Annotated in this window: 17 protein-coding genes; 8 read left to right on the top strand and 9 right to left on the bottom strand. The window is 39.9% G+C overall.

Annotated elements, in window-relative coordinates; all coding sequences use genetic code 11:
• The first annotated feature begins 16 nt into the window (after nucleotides 1–16).
• Nucleotides 17–1,501: a hypothetical protein gene (locus KF872_12230; protein MBX2904306.1), complete on the top strand. Its 1,485-nt coding sequence runs from the start codon at nucleotides 17–19 to the stop codon at nucleotides 1,499–1,501.
• Between the two features lie 55 nt (nucleotides 1,502–1,556).
• Here the strand turns inward: KF872_12230 and KF872_12225 are convergent, their stop codons facing one another.
• A complete protein-coding gene (locus KF872_12225; GenBank protein MBX2904305.1) occupies nucleotides 1,557–2,333 on the bottom strand; it encodes a DUF4476 domain-containing protein in 777 nt (258 codons plus the stop codon).
• Nucleotides 2,334–2,400: 67 nt separating this feature from the next.
• Here KF872_12225 and KF872_12220 point away from each other — a divergent pair, with 67 nt between their 5' ends.
• Nucleotides 2,401–3,240 (top strand): DUF4412 domain-containing protein, encoded by an 840-nt coding sequence (locus KF872_12220; GenBank protein ID MBX2904304.1) that lies wholly within the window; start codon nucleotides 2,401–2,403, stop codon nucleotides 3,238–3,240.
• Nucleotides 3,241–3,249: 9 nt separating this feature from the next.
• On the opposite strand, the gene KF872_12215 is transcribed toward KF872_12220, so the two are convergent.
• The 5 genes from KF872_12215 to KF872_12195 form a co-directional block, all read right to left on the bottom strand.
• Nucleotides 3,250–4,011, bottom strand: a complete 762-nt coding sequence (locus KF872_12215; protein MBX2904303.1) for a response regulator transcription factor — start codon at nucleotides 4,009–4,011, stop codon at nucleotides 3,250–3,252.
• A complete protein-coding gene (locus tag KF872_12210; protein MBX2904302.1) occupies nucleotides 4,008–5,036 on the bottom strand; it encodes a histidine kinase in 1,029 nt (342 codons plus the stop codon). Before KF872_12210 ends, KF872_12215 begins: the two co-directional genes overlap by 4 nt.
• A 77-nt stretch (nucleotides 5,037–5,113) precedes the next feature.
• Nucleotides 5,114–6,415, bottom strand: a complete 1,302-nt coding sequence (locus tag KF872_12205; GenBank protein MBX2904301.1) for a TolC family protein — start codon at nucleotides 6,413–6,415, stop codon at nucleotides 5,114–5,116.
• A gap of 3 nt (nucleotides 6,416–6,418) precedes the next feature.
• Nucleotides 6,419–9,481: an efflux RND transporter permease subunit gene (locus KF872_12200; GenBank protein ID MBX2904300.1), complete on the bottom strand. Its 3,063-nt coding sequence runs from the start codon at nucleotides 9,479–9,481 to the stop codon at nucleotides 6,419–6,421.
• 113 nt (nucleotides 9,482–9,594) lie between these two features.
• A complete protein-coding gene (locus KF872_12195) occupies nucleotides 9,595–10,203 on the bottom strand; it encodes a rhomboid family intramembrane serine protease (GenBank protein MBX2904299.1) in 609 nt (202 codons plus the stop codon).
• A gap of 129 nt (nucleotides 10,204–10,332) precedes the next feature.
• Here KF872_12195 and KF872_12190 point away from each other — a divergent pair, with 129 nt between their 5' ends.
• The 5 genes from KF872_12190 (at nucleotide 10,333) to carA (ending at nucleotide 17,091) form a co-directional block, all read left to right on the top strand.
• Nucleotides 10,333–11,805, top strand: coding sequence for a hypothetical protein (locus KF872_12190; GenBank protein ID MBX2904298.1), 1,473 nt, complete (start codon nucleotides 10,333–10,335; stop codon nucleotides 11,803–11,805).
• An 11-nt stretch (nucleotides 11,806–11,816) separates the two neighbouring features.
• On the top strand, nucleotides 11,817–12,302 hold the full coding sequence (locus KF872_12185; protein ID MBX2904297.1) for a thioredoxin family protein: 486 nt from the start codon (nucleotides 11,817–11,819) through the stop codon (nucleotides 12,300–12,302).
• A gap of 26 nt (nucleotides 12,303–12,328) precedes the next feature.
• Nucleotides 12,329–13,897 (top strand): choice-of-anchor B family protein, encoded by a 1,569-nt coding sequence (locus KF872_12180; protein MBX2904296.1) that lies wholly within the window; start codon nucleotides 12,329–12,331, stop codon nucleotides 13,895–13,897.
• A 62-nt stretch (nucleotides 13,898–13,959) separates the two neighbouring features.
• A complete protein-coding gene (locus tag KF872_12175) occupies nucleotides 13,960–15,891 on the top strand; it encodes an NAD-dependent epimerase/dehydratase family protein (protein MBX2904295.1) in 1,932 nt (643 codons plus the stop codon).
• Between the two features lie 96 nt (nucleotides 15,892–15,987).
• Nucleotides 15,988–17,091: a glutamine-hydrolyzing carbamoyl-phosphate synthase small subunit gene (gene carA, locus KF872_12170; GenBank protein MBX2904294.1), complete on the top strand. Its 1,104-nt coding sequence runs from the start codon at nucleotides 15,988–15,990 to the stop codon at nucleotides 17,089–17,091.
• A gap of 3 nt (nucleotides 17,092–17,094) precedes the next feature.
• Here carA and KF872_12165 read toward each other — a convergent pair whose 3' ends face one another.
• The 3 genes from KF872_12165 to KF872_12155 form a co-directional block, all read right to left on the bottom strand.
• Entirely contained in the window at nucleotides 17,095–17,871 is a 777-nt protein-coding gene (locus KF872_12165) for a tetratricopeptide repeat protein (protein ID MBX2904293.1), read from the bottom strand.
• A 35-nt stretch (nucleotides 17,872–17,906) separates the two neighbouring features.
• Nucleotides 17,907–19,826: a protein BatD gene (locus tag KF872_12160; protein MBX2904292.1), complete on the bottom strand. Its 1,920-nt coding sequence runs from the start codon at nucleotides 19,824–19,826 to the stop codon at nucleotides 17,907–17,909.
• 78 nt (nucleotides 19,827–19,904) lie between these two features.
• Nucleotides 19,905–20,495: a glutathione peroxidase gene (locus tag KF872_12155; protein MBX2904291.1), complete on the bottom strand. Its 591-nt coding sequence runs from the start codon at nucleotides 20,493–20,495 to the stop codon at nucleotides 19,905–19,907.
• Nucleotides 20,496–20,671: 176 nt separating this feature from the next.
• On the opposite strand from KF872_12155, the gene KF872_12150 reads away from it, so the two are divergent.
• On the top strand, nucleotides 20,672–22,298 hold a 1,627-nt coding region (locus KF872_12150; GenBank protein MBX2904290.1), incomplete at its 3' end, for a SprB repeat-containing protein.

Here is a 22,298-nt window from a genome sequence, read left to right as displayed (position 1 = left end):
GCGTTATTCGCAGCTAATGAAATACACTAAGAAAGCTGCCATCGGTTTTGTTTTTACACTTTTATTGGTATCGGCACTATTTACCAGCGGTTGCAGAAAAGATATATTTTCTACTAAAGGAACACTTTCATTTTCTACTGACACACTTTCGTTCGACACGGTTTTCACCTCTCTTCCTTCCACCACTAAAGCATTTAAAATATTTAATAAAGAAAAACGAGCAATTAAAATTTCAAGCATTAGGCTTTTGGAGTTGCAAAGCGATGCTTCTTTTAGATTGAATGTGGATGGGGTTGCAGGGAAAAGTTTTACGGATGTTGAAATTCTTGCGCACGACAGTATTTATGTTTTTGTAGAAACTACGGTTAAAAATCCGTTGAATCCCAATAATCCGTTTGTGATAAACGATGCAGTGGAGTTTGTAACCAATGGCGTAACACAAAAAGTTGTATTGGCCGTGTGGGGGCAAGATGCTTATTATCACAAAGGCGAAATTTACAGGTTTGGCGAAAATGTAACATGGAAAAACGATAAACCACATGTGATTTTGCAGAGTTCATTTCCGGGTGTGGGAGTAGATTCGGGCGCTACGCTGAATATAGAAAGCGGTACGAAAATTTTTGTGGGAAATAATGCCGGTTTGTGGGTGTATGGTACATTAAATGCTATGGCTAGTTCTTGGAGCGATTCAATAGTGTTTAGGGGTTTGCGCTTAGAAAGTTATTACAAAGAGAAGCCCGCACAATGGTGGGGAATTATTTATGGAAGAAATAAAGATGCACAAATTGCCAAGTTGAATTTGCAACGCGTGGTAGTAAACGAAACTTTCTTTGGAATAGCCGATGAGTTTATTTTTAATGCATCGTTTCAGCAGCAGGTGTTGCCTATAAATTTGGCAGATTATACTATTGCCACCGCACCGGAGATTAGTTTAAAGCAATGTATTGTGAAGAATGCGCAAAATACAGCGCTGTTTGCACTCAATGCAAAGGTAGATGCAGAGAACTGTATTTTTCATACAGCGGGAAGTAATGTTGCCGCATTGGCACTGGGCGGGGAGTATAAACTTACGCATTGCACCATTTTTAATAATGGCGGAAAATATCTAGAACATAAACAGGAGGCATTGCTTATTGCCGATAAAATTGCTTCGGAGGGAACGTTGTATAGTGCTGCTCTAAATGCCGATATTGTAAATTCTGTGGTGTATGGTTCGCTGGATAATGAATTTAGGTTTGCAGACGATAACGATAAAATACGTTTCGAGAATTGTGTGTTGAAGTTAAAGCAAGATACTGCCAATAAGTATGCAAGTCGCTTTATAGATTGTAAGTTTAATGCAGAGCCTAAATTCAAAAATGTTTCAGAAAATAACTTTACACCTTCCGATAGTTTGAATTCTCCGCTAATTGATGCGGGGAAAGCAACCTCTGTGGTGAGCGATATTTTTGATAAGCCACGTACTGTGCCCGATATTGGAGCTGTGGAGGGTAAAAACTAAAAATGGAATGAAGTATTCCCTTCATTCCATTTGTTAAACGGCATTCAATCTTTTTTTATCGTTGCGCTACATACTGTGCAAGTGCATCGGTGCTGCTGCTATAACTAAATGCCTGACTGATATTAAAATAGTTTTGCTTATCGGTAGTTTTATCGTAGAGCATTTTGGCAACATCTAGTTTGGTACTTTCAAAGCTAAACAGAGATACAAGTTCCCGAACTTGATTAGTAGTAAAAAAGTAGTAAGTGGAGGCTTGTTTTAAAACGCTCAGTTTTGTGCTTTCAAAAGAGGCGTTGGTAATTGCATCTTTCAATTGCTGAAAAGTTACGGCATCTGCTACGGGTTGGTAGTTGCCTGGCAAGTTGCAACTTACTGGCGGTGCGGGTTCTGTGTTGTAACTTGGGTAATTGCTTGGATGGTAGTTGTAAGTGTTGTCGTGTGGGTGATGCCATGAGTGATAACTATCATCAGTACAGTTAGGGTGTTGAGTTTGGTTCATGGCAAAACTTTTTTCAATTATCAAATCGCCCAAGTGGTTGATGGTAGCATAAACTGTACGGTTGGGTGCAATTTTCATAAAGCTATTGAATACTAGATTAGTGTATTTTACTCCGTATTGATGGCTCACCACCGCAATTTTTAAATGATGTTTGCCGGGGCGTAAATTTTCTACCACAATTCTATTGGTTGGTTGGCTTACTTGTCGCCCATCTAACCAAGCAATAAATTTTGCATTGTTTTGGAGGCGCAGGTTAAATGTAGAACTCCATTGCTGAGCTTGCGAAATGGTTGCAAATAAAGTGGCAATCATTAGTGTAAAAACGCTTTTCATAACATGTTTCTCCTTATTGTTTTATTGAAGAATAGTAGTACGATGAAGCTAAGTTTAAAGGGTTTAAATGCAGGCGAAAAAAAATGATGACGATTATGCAAATGGTTTATTTTCGTTTGAAATAAATAGAATGGTTATGCGCTTTAGTTTATGGTTGTGCTTAGTGCTAAGCACACTTGGCTTGTTTTCGCAAGGGTATTTTTTGGAGTTTAAAATGAGTGGGGTAGAAGGCGTTGCGGGTAATATGAAAATATATGCACAAGGTGGCGTTAGCCGTAGCGAAGTAGAATTTTTGAATCCTAATGCCAAGTTGTTTATGCCTGATGGAATGGCAGTTTTAAATTTTGAAAAGGAGCCAACTAAAATTTACATGCTCAATACTGCAGCAAAAACTTATAGCGAAATTACTACAACTGCAAACGATGATTGGAAAGACTATAACCAAGCAGATTACACAGTTGCGGTAGTGGGAAAAGAAAATGTAAATGGTTACAATGCTACACATGTAAAAATAAAAGTAAAGGGAAGCAACTTGGAGCAAGATTTATGGACCAGCACCGAAGTAGCGGGGTACTACGATTTTTACAAGGTGAAAACACAGTTTACAGGAAAGGAAAATCTATACAAAGCATTGCAAGAAAAAGGCGCTGCGGGCTTTCCTGTGCGCATGCTGGTGAAAGAGAAAGGTATGAATATGCAAATGGATTTAGTAAAGGCAGAAAAGAAAAAGTTAGCAGAATCGCTGTTTAGTTTAGATGGCTACACTAAAGGTTCTTCGGTACCGGGCTTGCCTGCCGATATAGATATTTCTAAGTTGCAAAATCTAAAAAATCTTTCACCGGAGGAGCAGGAAAAAATGATGGAAGAATTGCTCAAAAGTTTTCAATCCAATCCTAAGACTAAATAGGCATAGTGGTTAGTGTTCAAGCCAGTTTAAGAAATCATTACTCTTTTCACGGCTTACATCCACTTCCATTTTGGGTTCTAGTTTAATGTGTACGGTCATTTTTCCGGTGTAGTGTTTTTTATAGCTCAATACTTGATTTTTATGAATGAGCATTTGCCTATTGGCGCGGAAGAATTTCTCCGGGTTTACAAACTCATCTAATTCATCTAAAGTGTTGTAATCGGTTACTAATTTTTGGTTGTCGGTAGTTACCAAATAAATAAGCGATTCTTTTATGAAGTATGCTACATCATCGGAAAGTATAGGTGCCATGCCGCCTTTGTCGTGTACCAAGAAACGTTCGTTGTATTGTTTGTCTTTGGTGTACACACTTTTAATTAGCAATTTTAGTTGGTCTTGCATCAGTTGCGATGCACTGGCTAAGCGCTCTAATTTTTGCAACGATTTTTGTAAATCTTCTTTAATAATTGGCTTTAGTAAATAGTCCACACTATTTACTTTAAATGCGTGAATGGCATATTGATCGTATGCAGTAGTAAAAATAATTGGTGCTGTAATTTCTACTTTGTTGAATATCTCAAAACATAAACCATCGGCCAATTGCACATCCATAAACACAATATCCGGAACACTATTGGTTTTAAACCACTCCACGCTGCTTTGCACGGTGTCTAGCACTGCCAGCACTTGTATGTTTGGTTTTATTTTTAAGAGTAATTTTTGTAACCCTTGTGCATTTAATGGTTCGTCTTCTACAATTAGAACATTCATACTAATGGAATTTTTATGGTGAACAATTGTGCTGTTTCAATAATTTGAATAGGCTCTTTGGTTATGTAGCTATATAAAGTTTTTAGCTGGTTTAAACCTTTTTGGTGTGAGTATTGAATTACTGCTTTTCGTTGTAAATTGTTTTCAATAACTAAGAAGTTGCCTTCGTCTCTAATAGAAATTTTTAGCGGTTGTTTGGTCGATGCAATATTGTGTTTAAGGGCATTTTCTATAAGTACCTGTAAGCTCACCGGAGTTATCTGTTTTGGAAGAGAAATATCGCTTACACTTACTTCAATTTTTAATGCTTGTTGAAAGCGGGTTTCGAGGAGCCTGATATAGCTTTGAATGAATTCTAATTCTGTTTCTAAGCTCACGGAAGTTTTCTCGTGATTATTTAGTAAGTAGCGATAAACTTTAGAGAGTTGGTGGAGAAATTCCGAAGCCAGTTTTGCATCTTCAAAAATCAAACTATTGAGCGATGAAAGGCTATTGAAGAGGAAGTGTGGATTGAGTTGGTTTTTTAAGTTTTCGAACTGTACGGTTGCTTTTTCTTTTTCTAAACGGGTAGCACGCAGGCTGCTTTCTTTCCAGCGGTTTACGAAGTGGTAAACCATCATAGAAAGTACAAGTGTGGCAGATAGAATTACATCTCCGGCAAATCCAATAAGCCGCATTTCGCGCGATACATTAAATTTTATGAGTGGCTCAGGAAATAGTTTTTGCACGTTTATCAATATACCAAATCGAAGAACTTCTAATACAAAAACGGTAATGGCTAATTGAATAAAAAAGCGCAGTGTAGCATTACTTTCAAATGGAAGATGTATGTCTAGGGAGCGGTCTATGGCTCGCACCATTATGCCAAGCACGATAATGAAAAACAAACTGGCAATGGCAGCTTCAACTTTCCATACAACACTTTCGTTGTGAAAAATCATAAACCACACAAAGGTAAACAGTATATAAATGCAAGTGAGCGTGTAAATGCCTGCTTGCATTTCGGGCGAAAATTTCCTGAACATACTGTTACGAAAGAAGCAAGTTCGGGTTGAAATGCGAAATTGATTTTGCCGAAACGTTGAATTTAATTGTTGAAGAGCTATTCAATAATTTTACTGCTGAGCCGAAGCAATTCCGTTTCGGTAGATTTTACATCGTAACGGGCGGCAACTAAACGCAGCAGTGCATCTTCGTAACTTTTTTGCGCTTCTCTAAATTCAATAGATGTGCTTTGCGATAGCTTAAAACGCTCTGTTGCAATCATCACATTTTCTTTGGCGTAGCTAATGTTTTCTTCCTCTAATTGCAGTGCTTGTTTGGCAACTTCATAATCGCGAGCAGCCTTTTTTTGCTGAACGGTTATTTGCAGTTTTATTTTTTCTAAACCTGTTTCGGCACGTGTAATATTTAAGCGGGCAATTTTTACTTCTCGGTTTATGTTCAGCCCGTTGAATAGGGGAAACACCAAGGTGGCACCTACGGTTAATCCATTTTGTTGGTTAAAGAGCGAGAAGCCGGCATCGCTTTTTGAATAGGTATAGCTGTAAGCTGCGTTTCCTACAATTACCGGAGAGCGTTTAGCTTGTGTTTCTTTTAGTTGCTGCTTGGCAATGCCGGCTTGCACTAGTGCGGCTTGTACGGTTAGGTTGTTGTTTATTTCTTGTAGCGATTGGGCTGTAATTTTATCGTTAAAAGTGATACTGTCTTCTACCTCAAAAGCAGTTTCTGCATTGCGGGCAAGCAGTGCGTTTAGGTTTTGTTTAGCGGTTTCTAGCAATGCTTGCTGCTTGAGTAATTCAGCTTTGCGCGCATTAGCATCTACTCTGGCTTGTAGTGCGTCTGTTTTAGCACTTACTCCTAGTTCTACCTTTGAAGTAGCAATTTTTAAGCGCTCTTCTGCCAGCTTAATTGCTTCGTTGTAGGCATTTACTGCTTGCTGTTGTTTTACCACATTAGAGTAAGCAATAATTACAGCTGCAATGCTGGTTTGTACCTGCTCTTTAAGTTGCAATGTTGCCAACGATTCTTGCATAGAAAGTCTCTTTTTGGTGAAAAACATTTTTAAACCATCAAAGAGTGTCCAGTTTAAGTTGGCAGAGGCATTTGCATTAAGCGCATTTACATTGTTTTTATTGATTTCTGTACCGTTTGTAAACTTTTGATGCAGGTTGCTTAATCCATAGTTTACACCACCATTTACACTAACGCTAGGCAACATGCCTGCATTGCCAATAGTGTTGTTTCGTTTAGCAATGGCAGAGTCTGTTTTTGCAAGAATAATATCGTAGTTTTTTTCTAAGCTAAGGCTTATGACATCTTGCAAAGTAAGGGTTTGCGCTGCTATTGGGTTGGCACAAGCACACAAAATGATGAATGAAAAATACAATGAAAGCAATCTCATAAATTAATGTTTGGCGGTTTTGGTTCTGCTCATCATGGCGTACATGGCAGGAATTACAAATAGCGTGAGGATAAGTGAAAACATAATGCCACCAATAATTACAATGCCTAATGGTATGCGGCTTTGTGCGCCTGCTCCAATGGCAAATGCAATTGGTACGGCACCTAAAGCAGTGGCTAAACTGGTCATTAAAATTGGGCGTAAACGCATGGCGGATGCTGTAATTACGGCATCTAATTTTTTTAATCCTTCTTCTTGTTTTTGATTGGCAAATTCTACAATAAGAATACCGTTTTTAGTAACCAATCCAATAAGCATAATTATGCCAATTTCGGAGAAAATGTTTAGGGTTTGGTTAAACATCCATAGGCTTAAAAGCGCACCTGCCAATGCCAATGGAACGGTAAACATTATTACTAATGGGTCTACAAAACTTTCGAACTGTGCGGCAAGAATTAGGTAAACCAAAATTAACGCCAATAAGAATGCAAAAGATGTGTTGGATGAACTTTCGGAAAAGTCGCGAGATGCGCCATTGAGTGCGGTGCTAAAGGTGTCGTCTAATAATTTGTCGGCAATGCTGTTCATTTCTGCAATGCCATCGCCCATTGTTTTTCCCGGAGCTAAACTTGCAGAAACAGTAGCAGATTTAAAGCGATTGAAATGGTATAGCTGCGGAGGGTTGCTCACCTCTTTCATGCTCACCAAATTGTCTAATTGAATTAATTCGCCTTTATTGTTGCGTACATAAAAGCTCTTTAAGTCTATTGGTTCATCGCGGTTGTCGCGGTTTACTTGACCCACCACCTCATATTGTCTTCCATTCATGGTAAAGTAGCCAAGTCTTCTGCCGCTGAGTGCTAATTGTAAAGTGTTTGAAATATCGAGCACACTTACGCCAAGTTCGTTGGCTTTAAGTCTTTCAATTTCAATTTGCAGTTCAGGTTTGTTGAATTTTAAGTTTACATCAGCAATTTGGAATACCTGACTCTTTTGTACGGCTTCCATAAATTTGGGTAACACAGATTTTATTTTTTCGAAATCCATGTTTTGAATTACAAACTGCACCGGCAATCCAAAACGCGCTGCACCTCCGGTAGAAATAGTTTGTTCTTGTATGGTGAAAATTTTTCCGTCATTGAATTGTTTTAACCCTTTATTAAGTGCATCTACCACTTGTTGCTGTGTTACATTTCGCTCTTGTGGATCAACCAACGAAAGGCGTGCAAATCCAGTGTTGGTTGCGCCACTGCCCGAAAAACCAGGAGCGGTAACTGTAAGTACTTGTCGCTTGCCGGGAGTAGAGTCTACAAGGTAGTTGGAAACTTTTGTCATAAAGCCTTCCATAAAATCGTACGAAGTACCTTCCGGTGCGGTAACACTTAAGCGTATCATACTGCGATCTTCTAATGGAGCTAATTCGCTTTGCAGTAACTTGCTGAAAAGTGCCATAAGCAATACGCACATAACCAATGCCACAATGGCAAGCCATTTGCGTTTCATAAATGTTTCGAGTGCACTGCGGTAGCTATTGTCCATCCATTCAAAGAATGGCTCTGTTTTTTCGTAGAACCATGTTTTTTTCTGATGGTTGCGCGTAAGCCAAACGTTTAGTACCGGTGTGAGCGAAAGTGATACGAATGCGGAAACAAGTACGGCTCCTGCTACCACAATTCCAAATTCTCTAAATAAACTACCTACAAAGCCTTGCAAGAAAATAATGGGAAGAAATACCACGGCAAGCGTAATAGAAGTAGCAATTACAGCAAAGAAAATTTCTTCTGAACCTTCGCGGGCTGCTTTTTCTTTGCTCATGCCAAGCTCTAGTTTTTTGAATATATTTTCTGTTACCACAATACCGTCATCTACCACTAGCCCGGTGGCAAGTACTATACCCAATAGGGTGAGTACATTAATGGTAAATCCACTAATGTACATAATAAAGAAGGCTCCAATAAGCGATACAGGAATATCTATTAACGGCCGGAATGCTATAAGCCAATCTCTAAAAAAGAGGTAAATAATTAGCACCACCAGCACAAAAGCTATAAGCAGCGTTTCTTCTACTTCGCTAATAGATTTTTTAATGAATTGAGTACTATCGAAAATTATGTCAAGATTGTAATCTTCAGGAATGTCTTTTTTTATTTGGTCGAAGCGTTTGTAAAACTCATCGGTAATAGTAACGTAGTTAGAACCCGGTTGCGGCACCAATGCCAACGCTACCATAGGTACGCCATCGCACTTTAAAATGGTTTCTTCATTTTCGGGTCCCAATACCGCTTCTCCTAAATCGCGTAGCTTTATTATGGCGTTGTCATCTTGTTTAATGATAAGGTTCTCAAAGTCTTCTTCGGTAACAAGTTTTCCAAAAGTTTTTACGGTAAGTTCTGTGGAGTTGCCATAAATTTTTCCTCCGGGCAGTTCTACGTTCTCTCTATTCAATGCATTGTTTACATCTTGGAAAGTAATGTTTTGTGCAGCCATTTTCATAGGGTCTAACCACAGCCGCATGGCATACTTTTTTTCGCCCCAAACCTGCACCTGGCTTACACCCGGAATGGTTTGCAGTTTTTCTAACAACACATTGGATGCATAATCGCTTACTTCCAGTAAGTTGCGCTTATGGCTTTGCACGGTCATGGCAAGAATGGCATCGCTATTAGCATCGGCTTTTGAAACTACCGGAGGCGCATCTATATCTTGCGGTAGCTGCCTTACGGCTTGGCTTACTTTGTCGCGCACATCGTTGGCCGCTTCTTCTAAACTTATACTTAGTGTAAATTCTACGGTAATTACACTGGAGCCTTGGTTGCTGGAAGACGAAATGCTTCTAATGCCCGCAATTCCATTGATGGCTTTTTCTAATGGCTCGGTAATTTGCGACTCAATAATATCGGCATTGGCTCCGGTGTAGCTGGTTCGAACGGTTATTACCGGTGGATCTACCGATGGGTATTCGCGTACGCCCAAAAACGAAAATCCGATGATGCCGAATAATACAATTACTATATTCAGTACAAGTGCAAGAACCGGTCTTCGTAAACTGAGTGATGGTAAACTCATGCTTGGGAACTTTTAATTCAAAATTAGTTTCTGCGCTAAAATACAGATGTGCAAGATGCTACCTAAAAAGGAGGTGTAAAACTTTTGTGGTTTAGGGAATTTTAGGAAGCCTACTATTTTCCTAAAATCTGTTGAAAGAACTCTGGTAGCAAGGCGGGGCGCAGCAATAAAGGAAACAGAAAGCCAAAAATACTACCTGTAAAGTGTGCCACGTGTCCAATATTATCGGCTCCGCGTTTTGCCATGTAGGCGCAGTAAGCAAGGTATAACGGACCAAAAATATAGGCAGGCATAGAAGGCAAAAACATAATAGAAATTCCGCCCGTTGGGTGAATTAAAATGCTGGCAAACACTATTGCCGATACGCCTCCGCTGGCTCCCAAACTTCTGTAACCGGGATTGTTTTTTTGTGCGAAAAGATTGTAGCTGTCTGCTAATGCAACTGCTCCGAAGTATAAAATTAAATACAGCAGTGCTCCCATTGGAAAGGATGCTACAAAGTAGCCTTCTACAAATGTGCCGAAACTCCAAAACGCCAGTAAGTTAAAGAGCAGATGCCCAATATCGGCATGTATGAATGAACAGCTAAAGAGGCGGTGCCATTCATTGTTTCGCCACATTACGTAAGGGTAGAATAGTAATTTTTCTACCAATTCGTGTCGGCTAAATGCCATAAATGAAATAATGGCGGTTACAATAACAATAATAATGGTGAGGCTCATGGCTGTGTAAACTATGTTTGCAATAATAAGGGTTTACTTGCTATGGCTAGCACATAATTAACAGGTTGTAATGGAATTGTTGCTGGTGCTGTAAAATCTATTTCCTTTGCTGTTAATCAAATAAACTTCATGAGTGCTGCAAAGGCAAAATCGCTTACAAAAGAGAATAATACTTCGTTTAAGTTTGAGTTAAGTATTCCGCTTAAATGGTTGGTGTGGGGCATTTATTCATTGTTGATACTATACACTACATCTAATCACGAGCCGTGGCGCGATGAAGCACAAAGTTGGCTCATTGCCCGCGATTTATCGCTCTCAGAATTGTTGGGTTATTTGCCAAACGAAGGGCATCCACCACTGTGGTATTTTATACTTATGCCGTTTGCAAAGCTAGGAATGCCGTATAGTTATATCGGCATACTGCACAATGTTATTGCAATTGCATTTGCATGGGTATTGCTCTTTAAAAACAAGTTAAATCCATTGGTGGCAATCACCCTTTTGTTTTCATATTACTTTGCGTATGAGTATGCAGTAATTGCACGAAACTACGCTATGGTGGCATTGTTGCTGGCAATACTAGGCGCATGTTATGAAAAGCGTTTCGAGCAGCCATTTCTTTTTGCAGGAATAGTATTCTTACTGTTTCAAACCAATGTGTTGGCGTTTTGTGCAGGTGCTGCCATTGGCGTTATTTTCTTTTTAGAAGTGGTATTGAAGAAGGATTTTAAACCAAAGAATTTTGTTGCTATGGCAATAATGGCAGCAGGTGGATTATTTACTTTGGTATTGCTGCTAAGTGCAGGTTTAAAAAATGGCATTACCAAAAGCGCGGAGCAGCCGGCAACTGCCTTGTTAGATGCTTTTGGAAATGCACTCCTGTTAAATAAAGAAGAGGGCAGTTTAGCCTTGTTTCTATACTTGGTTATGGCACTTTCATTCATAAGAAAGCCTTTTGCATTATTGTTTTTGGCTATTTCGGTATTGGGGTTTTCGTACCTTATTGCCTATAAGTTTCAAGGAACATTGCGGCATCATGGCTTCTTGCTTGTGTTCTTATTGGGGGCATTTATTATTGCGAGTTATTACAAAAGTATTGCTTCGTTAGAAACCTATAAATGGCTCGATTGGGTGGGTGCAGGTTTGTTTGCTTTTGTAATGTTTTCGCAAGATTTAAAGTCAATAGATTACATTCAGGAAGAGAACAATAGAAATTTTTCGGATGCTCAAAATACAGGTGAATTTTTAATGAAGAACGGATTGGATAAGTACACAATTGTAGGGCACAGATCGTATGCGGCTTCTGCTGTGGCGCCATATTTACCAAAAGGAAAACCTATTTGGTATGCCGATCAGCAGCGCAATGGCACATTTATTCCGCTCGATACGGTTTTCTTTAATAATTACATGAAATACAATGGCGATTATGCACCCTATATTGTTGCAATGAAATTTCAGCAAAAAGATAGCATATTGTTGTTAATGAATACGCCCATACAATATCCGGAATTTCAGCGCGAGTGGCGCTTGATTTACCAAACACGCGAGGAGCCGATTAAACGCGATGAAGTTTTCTTTATCTATCAGCATGTTTCAATATAGAGCCCAAAGAGATGCGCGTTTCATTTTTCCTTTTAGTATTGGTATTGCTCGTATGTGGCAGTAGTTTTTTTAATCCATGCAGGGCACTTGCTCCCGATTCGCTCAAGTATTTTGATGGCTCTTACAAAGCGCTGAAGCGCGAAGCAGTGCGCTTAAAACAGCCATATATTTTATTGTTTGGTGCCAGTTGGTGTGCACCTTGTAAAACACTAAGAAAGGAAGTGCTGAATAACGATGTGGTTGCGGCATTTACCAATAGCCATTATCTAGTGAAGTATATTGATCTTGAAAGTTTTGAAGGGTTGGAAGTAAACAACGAAGAGAAAATACACCAGTTGCCGACCATGCGATTTTTTGATAAAAACGGAAAGCATTTAGAGGATATAGTAGGTTTGGTAGATGTGAATTTGATATATAAAAAGCTGCGGTTCCATTCCGGTATTCCTATTAGCCGTGTATATGAGCCAACTGTAAATGATACTATAATTGAGGAATAATTCCTGTTCTTTGTTTTCTTCGTAGCATGAGTTACTTTACACGAGGCAGTATATGCTGTTTGCTGTTTTTTTGTGGTTTTATTGCAACTGCACAAAAGAACTTTCAACTCCGCAGCAATTTGCAATACGAAGGAATACTCTCTAATCTTTGGGGATATTACGATTCTGTTCATCATAAAGAGTATGCTTTAGTTGGAGTGGAGTTTGGTTTATCTATTGTAGATGTAACCAATCCCGATAATCCGAGTGAGGTTTTTTTTATTGAAGGCGACAGTAGCTTATGGCAAGAACCTAAAACATGGAAGCAATATGTGTACATGACAAACGAGCATGGGCGCAAAGGTTTAATGATTGTAGATTTATCTAACCTGCCCACCTCTGTAAATGTAGTTTTTTGGAAAGATGAGAATATATACAAAGCAGGAGCTTCACATACATGTTTTATAGATGAAAAGGGTTTTTTGTATTTGAATGGAAGCCGAGGTACTTCTGGTACAATGATTTTTGATTTAAAGCCTAATCCGTTGGTGCCAACTTATTTGGGTTTATACAACGATTTTTATGTGCACGATTGTTTTGCACGCAACGATACTTTATGGACGGCAGAAATTATGAATGGAAACATTACTGTTGTTGATGTGAGAAATAGACATCAACCAGTGGTAATGGAACGTTTTCAAACTCCATTTGCATTTGCCCACAACTGCTGGTTAAGCCACGATGGAAAATACCTTTACACTACCGATGAAAAACCTTACGCAACAGTAGCGGTGTACGATGTGAGCGATTTAAGCAACATTACTCTGTTAGATGAATATCGCCACTCGTATTACGATAGTTTGATACCGCACAACACGTACATTATGCCCGATAGTTTTTTGCATACAAGCTATTACCGTGCAGGTATTACCATTGTAGATGCACATAAAAACGATAATTTGGTAGAGATTGCTCAGTACGATACATCTCCATTTGCCGATGCTTCGGGTTTTGAAGGCTGCTGGGGTGTGTATCCGTTTTTGCCATCGGGAAATATATTGGCAAGCGATAGGCAAGAAGGTTTGTTTGTGCTTACGCCAACTTACCAACGTGCCTGCTATTTAGAAGGAAAAGTAAAGAGTTTGCAGGGAACTAATCTTGCAGGAATTGAAGTGTCTTTTATTGGAGAAAAGGCAGTGAAGCAAAGTAATTATCTTGCCGATTACAAAACAGGAATTGCCGATGCCGGTAGTTACGATGTAAGGTTCTATGACCCCTCCAAACGCTGCCAAACCAAAATTGTAAAGAATGTAATGATGCAGAATGGTGTGGTTACGCCACTAAATGTTTTTCTAAACTGTACCACAACGGAGGTGCAAGAACCTGCTGAAGAAAATGTTTTTTTTGCTCCTACGATTTTTAGCGGCTCCACACATTTTACTTCCACCGGAAAAGGAGCGTGGCAGGTATTCGATGCCACCGGAAGGATAATAGAAGCGAACAACTTTAATTCCGGTACTGCCGAAATGGGCGCCAATTGGAGTAAAGGTGTATATTCGGTAAGTGTTGTAGGTGAAAATTTCAAGCGTGTTTTTCGCTTGGTGAAAACAGATTAAGCAAAATTCCTTCGCATCTTCGCACTAAAGCATAAATTCGCCACTGCTCAAAAAGAATTGTTTTGCAACTCTCAGAAAAAATTAAGTTTCAGGTACAGCAGTTAGAAGGCCCAATTTTAATAATTGGCGCAGGAGGTTTTATAGGTGCCAATCTTTTTAGAAGTGTTTTTGCACAGCGCAAAGATGTGTATGCCACCACCAGCAAACCCTTTATTCCGTGGCGGTTAGATGATATTCCTGCCAAGCATATCTTGCATTGTAATATCATAAAGAAGCAAGAGGTAGAGCAGTTGTTTAGTCAGTTTCAATTCAAAACAATTTTTGATTTGGCTGCTTATGGCGCATACAGCAAGCAAAGCGATGTTGAGTTAATTCACGAAACCAATTACACCGGATTGTTGCACCTGCTCGAAACAGCTTCGCGCTATTCGGTAAAGGCATTTATACATGCCGGCAGCAGCAGCGAATACGGCTTAAATTGTGTAGCACCAAAAGAAAGCGATGAGCTATTGCCTAATAGTCATTATGCAGTAACCAAAGCTAGTGCGGCACACATGATTAAGTTTTATGGCACTATAAAAGAAATGCCGGTGCTGAACTTAAGATATTATTCGGTTTTTGGTGCTTACGAAGAGCCGGATCGCTTAATTCCCACACTCATAAAAAAGGCATTGCAGCAAGAATTTCCGCCTTTGGTGCAACCCGAAATATCGCGCGATTTTGTGTATGTAGATGATGCCGTGCTGGCAACATTAATGGCTGCCAATTCCAACTTTTCTCAAACAGCGGGCAAGTCAATCAATATTGCATCCGGTATTAAAACCACCATTCGCGATATTGCCAATACTGCTAAGCAGGTATTCAATATCCCGGGAGAGCCGCATTGGGGCGATTTCCCTAATAGAAAATGGGATTTGAAAGATTGGTATGGCGATGCCTCTTTAGCAAAGCAATTGCTCAATTGGCAAAGCGAAACTTCGTTGGAGCAAGGTCTGCTTGCTACTGCAGAGTGGCTAAAAGCATATTCGAAACCACTGTACGAAAAGAAGTTAGTTCAAGATAAAATTCGCCATAAAATTACCGCAATTATTGCCTGCTATAAAGATGCACAAGCCATTCCAATAATGTACGAAAGGCTTTCGGCTACTTTCAAAAAAATAATGGTGGATTACGAAATTATTTTTGTGAACGATTGCAGCCCCGATAATACCGCAGAAGTATTGGCAGGAATTGTACAAGCCGATGACCATGTTATTGCAATTGAGCACTCTCGCAACTTCGGTTCCCAAAGTGCATTTCTTTCCGGTATGGAAATTTCTACCGGAGATGCAGTAGTGCTGCTCGATGGCGATTTGCAAGACCCGCCAGAAATGATTGAGAAGTTTTATGAAGAATATGTAAAAGGTTTCGATGTGGTATATGGCAGAAGAGTAGCGCGCGAAGGAAGCCAGCAATTAGCGTTGTTCTACAAAATATTCTATCGCATTTTTAGAAGTGTAAGCTATGTGCCAATTCCGGTAGATGCCGGAGACTTTAGCATGATGGATAGAAAGGTGGTGAATGAACTTATTAAAATGCCCGAAACCGACCAGTTTTTGCGGGGCTTGCGAGCTTGGGTTGGCTTTAAGCAAACAGGCGTAAACTATGTGCGCCCCGAAAGAATGTTTGGGGTAACTACCAACAATTGGCGCAAAAATATTGGATGGGCACGCAAAGCAATTTTTAGTTTCAGTTTTGTGCCATTAGAGTTGCTTACTTACATTGGATGGCTGCTTACGGGTTTTTCGTTCTTAGCTATTTTGGTACAAATTGCATTGTACTTTCTATTGCCCGGAACACCGCATGGCGTTACAACTATTATTGTGCTTATATTATTCTTTGGCGGTTTAAACATGCTCGCTATTTCTGTAATTGGTGAATATCAAGGAAAAATTATAGAGGAGGTTAAGAAGCGCCCTAAGTTTATCCGCAAGCAAATTCACAGGCAGCAATAATTGCAAGCAGTTGCAACGAGTGTGGAAGCAGATAAATCCACAAGATATAAACACCATTTGAACCTTTCAATAATCAAATTACCTTCGCGTTCCGAAATGTCTAATAACGCAACACCGCAAAATGCCGTTTTGGTTCTACAAGATGGCACCGTATTTACAGGAAAAGCATTAGGAAAAATAGGAACCACCACCGGAGAAATTTGTTTTAATACAAGTATGACCGGGTATCAAGAAATTTTTACCGATCCATCGTATTTCGGGCAAATTGTTGTAATGACCAACGACCATATCGGTAATTACGGTACGCACCAAGCCGAAGTTGAATCCGGTGCAATAAAAATTGCAGGTTTAATATGCAAAAAGTTTACAGCTAAGGCATATTCAAGGCAGACGGCATCGGCCTCGCTACAAACTTATTTAGAAGAAAATGGTATTAGCGGCATTTCGGATATTGACACACGTGCTTTAGTTGTGCATATTAGAAAATCGGGTGCTATGAATTGCATTATTAGCAGCGAAACAGATGATGTGCAGCAGTTGAAAGCCCAACTTAACAGTGTGCCAGATATGAGCGGCTTAGATTTGGCAAAAGAAGTAAGCACCAAAGAAATATATTTTGCAGGTAACGAAAATGCACCTTTAAAAGTAGCAGTGCTCGATTGTGGTATCAAGGCAAACATATTGAATTGCCTAACCGAAAGAGGTGTGTACGCCAAAGTATTTCCGGTAACTACGGCTGCAGAAGAGCTATTGGCATGGAAGCCCAATGGTATTTTTGTTTCTAATGGTCCCGGGGATCCATCTTCTATGCCTTATGCAATAGAAACTGTTAAACAGCTGCAAGCATCGGGTAAGCCGTTTTTCGGTATTTGCTTGGGGCATCAATTATTGGCATTGGCAAATGGTATTCCCACATTTAAAATGCACCACGGCCATAGAGGTGCCAACCATCCCGTTAAAAATCTATTAACGGGTAAAAGTGAAATTACATCGCAAAATCATGGTTTTGAAGTTAGCCGCGATGCAATTGAAAAGAGCAATACCGTAGAAGTAACGCACATCAATTTAAACGATAATACTATTGAAGGAATTCGTATTAAGAATGCCAAAGCATTTAGCGTACAGTATCACCCCGAAAGTTCTCCCGGCCCGCACGATTCGCGTTATCTTTTCGATGATTTTATTGCAAGTATGCAATAGTGCTTAAATAAAGCCTAGTTGTTGTTTTTCAACCCAGCCTGCTTTTCCATCACTCAGGCGAATTTTGCACCAATCGCTTACGCGATCTTTTACTTGTACTTTTATTCCTTCATGAATAACAAATAAATCGGTACTGCCTTGGTCGGGCGCACTTTTTACATAGGTAGAAGCAGTAATTAAAATGGCTGTGTTGGGTTTAGTTTCGCAGCGGCTCACTTTTTGTCTTAATGCAAAGGAACTTAATGAAAGTATGGTGAAGATAATTCCCAATACCATACCGCTTGTTTTGAAGCCTGTGAATAAATAGAGTGCAAAGAATGCCAATGCTGTCCATGCAAAGCCAATGGCAAAGGCTCCCCAGCCATTAGAATTGAAAGTTTTTACAAACTGTTTCCACCAACTTACAATTTTTAGTTCGGGTACGGTAAGAATATGGTCTGCAATTTTGGTGTTGGCAAGTTTAAGATTGTGTAAGATGTCTTCATCTTCGGGTTCAAAGGTGAGGGCTTTTTCGTAGTGTAGGATGCTTTTGCCTATTTGGTTGGTTTTAAAATAGCAGTTGCCAAGATTGTAGTGTAATGCGACATTGCTTACGCCCGTTTTTAAGATAGAGTCGTATAAATTTTCGGCAAGTTGATAGTTATTGTTTTGGTAGGCTGCATTGGCTGCGGTAAACAGATCTTTATTGCTTGCATGTGCAGCAAGCGTATACATGGCAAGTGTAAAAGTGCCCAACATTATCTTGGACAAATAGCAACAAGCACTTTTTATTATAGTCATTTCTTATTCTTCAGAACTGTGGTTAATGGTAATTGTTATCCTTTAATTTCATCTTCTAAATCGGCAATAAGGTTGAGTGCATCGGTATAGTTTTCGCGCATTTCGCCTACTTCGCTCACGGGGGCGTATAGTGCAATTTCGCAGGTGTGCAACAGTTTGTTTAAATGCTGCTGTGTGGCAGGTTTTACATTTTTTGCTGTTAGCTTTTCTCCTACATTTTCTTTGTTTAAAGCACTCATTTCTATGGAAAGTTTATCGGCCAAGTAGCCCCATGTAGCGCGGCTTACTTCATCGTAAAACTCTTTTTTGCTGCCTTGTTTCTCGTGTTTATCTGCGGTGGCAAGTCGTTTGCGAGCAACGGAAAGAGCTTTTCTGCGTTTAGTACCTATAATGTCTTTGCCGAGTGCGCTGTTTCTTCTTTTTACAAAAACAAGTGCTACAAGTAAAAACAATGGCGAAGCAAATGCTGCACCAAATCCAACGCTTGCAGGGAATAATTTCTTATCTGCTTCATAGTTTGGCATAGAGGTTTTAATGTAGCGGATATCTTGCCCCAAACTGCTTACCCCGCTTTTAGCTGTTACACTTGGTAGCACAGCAGTGGTGGTGCCGGAAGGTTCGCCTGTAACATTGAGCGAAAACTCTTGTGATTTTAGTATGGTATATTTTTGTGTTTTGGGATTGAAGAAGGAAAACTCTGTGGCTGGAATTTTATAGTTGCCCGGTTGGCGTGGAATTATTAAAAAGTCATATTGTTTGGAGCCGCTGAAACCACCTTCGTTATTGGTAATGCTTTCTTTTAGTTTAGGGTCGTACACTTCAAAACCATCGGGTAGTTGCGGTTTGTTTAAATCAACAAATTTTATGTTCCCTTTTCCGGAAACAATAGCAGAGAGTGTAACCGGTTCATCGGTTTTGGTTGCCGGAGCAGATAGTTTTGTGCTAAAGGTGTACTCACCAACAGCTCCATTGAAGGATGCAGGTTTTTCGGCAGTAGGCAATTCTTTTACTTGTACAGATGCTTCGTTGCTGGTAAGCTTAAAGGGTACATTTTGAATATCCATACCAAACATGCTCCACATGCTTCTTCTATTGCTGCGCACTTGCACTTGTGCCACTGCCGAAATTTCGGCAGCACTAAGCTTTAGTGTGCCGCTTCGTTGTGGAAACAGCGTGTATTTTTGAATATCTACAACATGATACTTTTTTCCGTTGTATTCTTCTACGCGCGGACGCAGGTTGGGATCTATCTGTATTTCTTGATTCCAAAAACCTTCTAAACCCATTGCTTTGGTGAGTTGCAAATTGCCTAGGCTGTAGCTAAAATACAACCGCAAAGTGGCTGTTAATTGTTCGCCTTGGTACACAGAGTTGTCGCTCAATACAATGCGCAGTAATGTGTTTTTTTTAATGTCTTTTTGAACATCGGCTTCGTTGGTGGCAGGAGTTGTGGGTTCTGCTTCTTGTTGTTCAAATGGGTCGCTAAAAAATGGGTCGTCTTCAAACGGATCTGGAAATCCGAACGGATTAAAGCCTCTGCGTTGCTGTTGTTGTGCTTGCTGTTGCACAGCTTTCGTTACTTCAATGCTTAGTTCATTTGATTCTAAATTTGCTCCTCCTACATTTACAGATGCTTTGCCAATTTTAAATGAGCCTTCTTTTTTAGGTCGGAGTATAAAAGAATAAGTTACGGAGCTAGATAAACTTCCGTTGATATAACTCATACTTTGCGAAGTGTTTGGACCACTTAGTACTTGAAAGTCGTTGAATACAGGAGGTTTGAAACCGCGGGTTTCTCCATTTTCTAATGTGAAGTTTACTTGAAAGTGTTGGTTTACCGGCACTTGCTTATTGGCAGAGGCGTAAAATTTTGCTTGTGCAAAAAGATTTGCCGAGCAGCAACAACACACCAAAAGGAAAGTAAGAAGATATGCCTTCTTTAGAGAGTTTTCCATACGTTACTGTACGCGAAGTTCACATTCAAGTTAAGTTGCAGCAAATCACTTAACACAATTTTACTAGAATGAGTTTCCTTATTTTAATTGGAGTTGTTTTTCGATTTCTTGAATTACGCTTTCATCGGTAACGGATGTTTGCGGGCTGAATGATGTAATTACCTTGCCATTCTTATCTACTAAAAATTTTTGAAAGTTCCATTTTACATCAGCATCCAACACTCCATTGTTTATTTTTTTTGTAAGGTATTGGTAGAGTGGATGTTGATCTTTTCCCTTTACCGAAATTTTAGAAAACATAGGAAAAGTTACCTGGTAACTCAATGAACAGAATTCTTGAATCTCTTTGTTGGTGCCCGGTTCCTGGCCTAAGAAGTTATTTGCAGGAAAGCCAAGTACCACCAGTCCTTTATCTTTATACTTTTCATAAAGGGCTTCAATGTCTTTGTATTGCGGTGTTAAGCCGCATTTGCTGGCAACATTTACCATAAGCAATACTTTTCCTTTGTAATCGGCTAAGCTTTGCACCTTGCCATCTATGGTTTCCATTTTAAATTCATGAACGGAATGAACGGCAGGCAAAAGCGGCTTGGAATTTCTTCCGAAACCAAATAAAGAGATAAGTATTCCCAACATAAGAACTGCAATTGAAATTTTGAAGAGTTTCATAATACAAAATAAAGGATGAAAGTAACACAAGTTTTTTGAAGCGTGTGCGGGTTAAGATTTTTTGAGTATTGAAGCCTATTGAAACTACGTAATGCACAAGTGCACTTACTTTCTATATTTACAACCGATTTGAATATTTATTCATCTTTGAAAACACAAAACGAATTGAGTGTAGAATGAAAAAAATTTCTTCTCTATGTTATTGCCTATTACTGGCAAGTGCTATTTTTTCACAAAACCTTGTTGTAAATCCAAGTTTTGAAATTACCAATACCAATTGTGCCAATTTTGGCGGAGAAGGCTTTCGTCAAGATTTAAGTCCATCTTGGGATAATGCCAACTCAAATGCACAGGGCGACAGTTGCTCTTCGCCCGATTTATTTTCTTCCTGCAATATAGCGTTTACCAACATGCCTGGTGGTGGCATGGGTGCTTTGGGCTTTCAGTATTCTAGAACCGGAACTCGGCACGCAGGTTTTATTACTTACGATGCATTAGGAAGTACTTACCGAGAATATATTCAGGGAAGAACTTCTGCTCCATTGGTAGCCGGGCAAAAGTATTGCGTGTCTATGTATGTGAGTTTAGCAGATTTAGTTCCTTATGCCACCAATAATATTGGGGTGTATTTTTCTAATACACAGTACATGCGCGATGCTTGCACACAGGGAGCACTCATAAATGTTACGCCTCAATTAAATTACGGTTGTGGAGCCATTACAGATACCAGCGAAAATTGGGTGCGCTTGCAATGGGATTATACTGCCACAGGCGGAGAGCAATATTTTATTATTGGAAACTTTTTTAATAATGCAGGCACTGTAATTCAGAATACGGGAGTATCTCCTTTCCCACATACTTTTGCCTATTATTTTATTGATGATGTTAGTATCGTTCCTAATACTTGCTGCTTTGCCGATGTGCCAAGCACGGCTTCGTTCTGTATTTTCGATGCGGCTTCTAACTTAACGGCTACCACCGGAACGGGAACTGTGTGTAATGCCAACATATCCGGAACATGGAGTGGACCTGGTATTACCAATCCAAGTACGGGTACTTTTGATCCATCTGTTGCAGGAATTGGAACACACCTTGTTACGTTCACACTTTCGTGTGGGTTTGTAGATACTGTAATGGTTTCGGTAAATAGTTGTACTGCGGTTTCTGTATGTAAAGAAACCAATGGTAACTTAACTGTGAGTGGTGGCAACCCGGTTTACACTTGGTCTTATTGGCAAGCTGCTACTTCTACACCTATTACTACTCAGGCTCAGTGCGTAGCATGTGGCGGTTCTTGGTTGCCTTTTGGTGGTACTTGTTTAGCAGGAGTTACACCGCTTACTTCGTGTAATACACCCGCGCAATGGGTGCAATTTGCCACAGGTGTTTCGGTAGCACCTCCTGCCGGAAAAGATACCATTAGAGTAGTGGATAATGCAGGAACTACTGTAGTAATGAACGGATTAAGTACTGTGCAGCCGTGTACGCAGTGCGCAACTATTACGGTTTCTGTGCAAAGCAAGCAAGATGTTACTTGTGCTACACCTAATTCCGGCTCTGCTACTTTTTCTGCTACGGGAGCAACCGGAACGGTAACTTATACTTGGTCGCCATCAACCGGAAGTACTTCTGCTACAGCATCGGGCTTGGCAGCAGGTACTTACAATGTAACCGTTACTGATGGTAATAGCTGCACCGGAACCGGCTCTGTAACCATTGCTGCTCCGGCAGCACCTTCGTTGGTTTTAAGCAATCCGGTAAACCCCGGTTGTGGTCAAAACAACGGTAGTGTAAGCGCTACAT

The organism is Chitinophagales bacterium (genome assembly GCA_019638515.1).
In the GTDB taxonomy this organism is placed as follows: Bacteria; Bacteroidota; Bacteroidia; order Chitinophagales; family LD1; genus UBA7692.
This window is presented reverse-complemented; position numbering and strand designations above follow the sequence as displayed.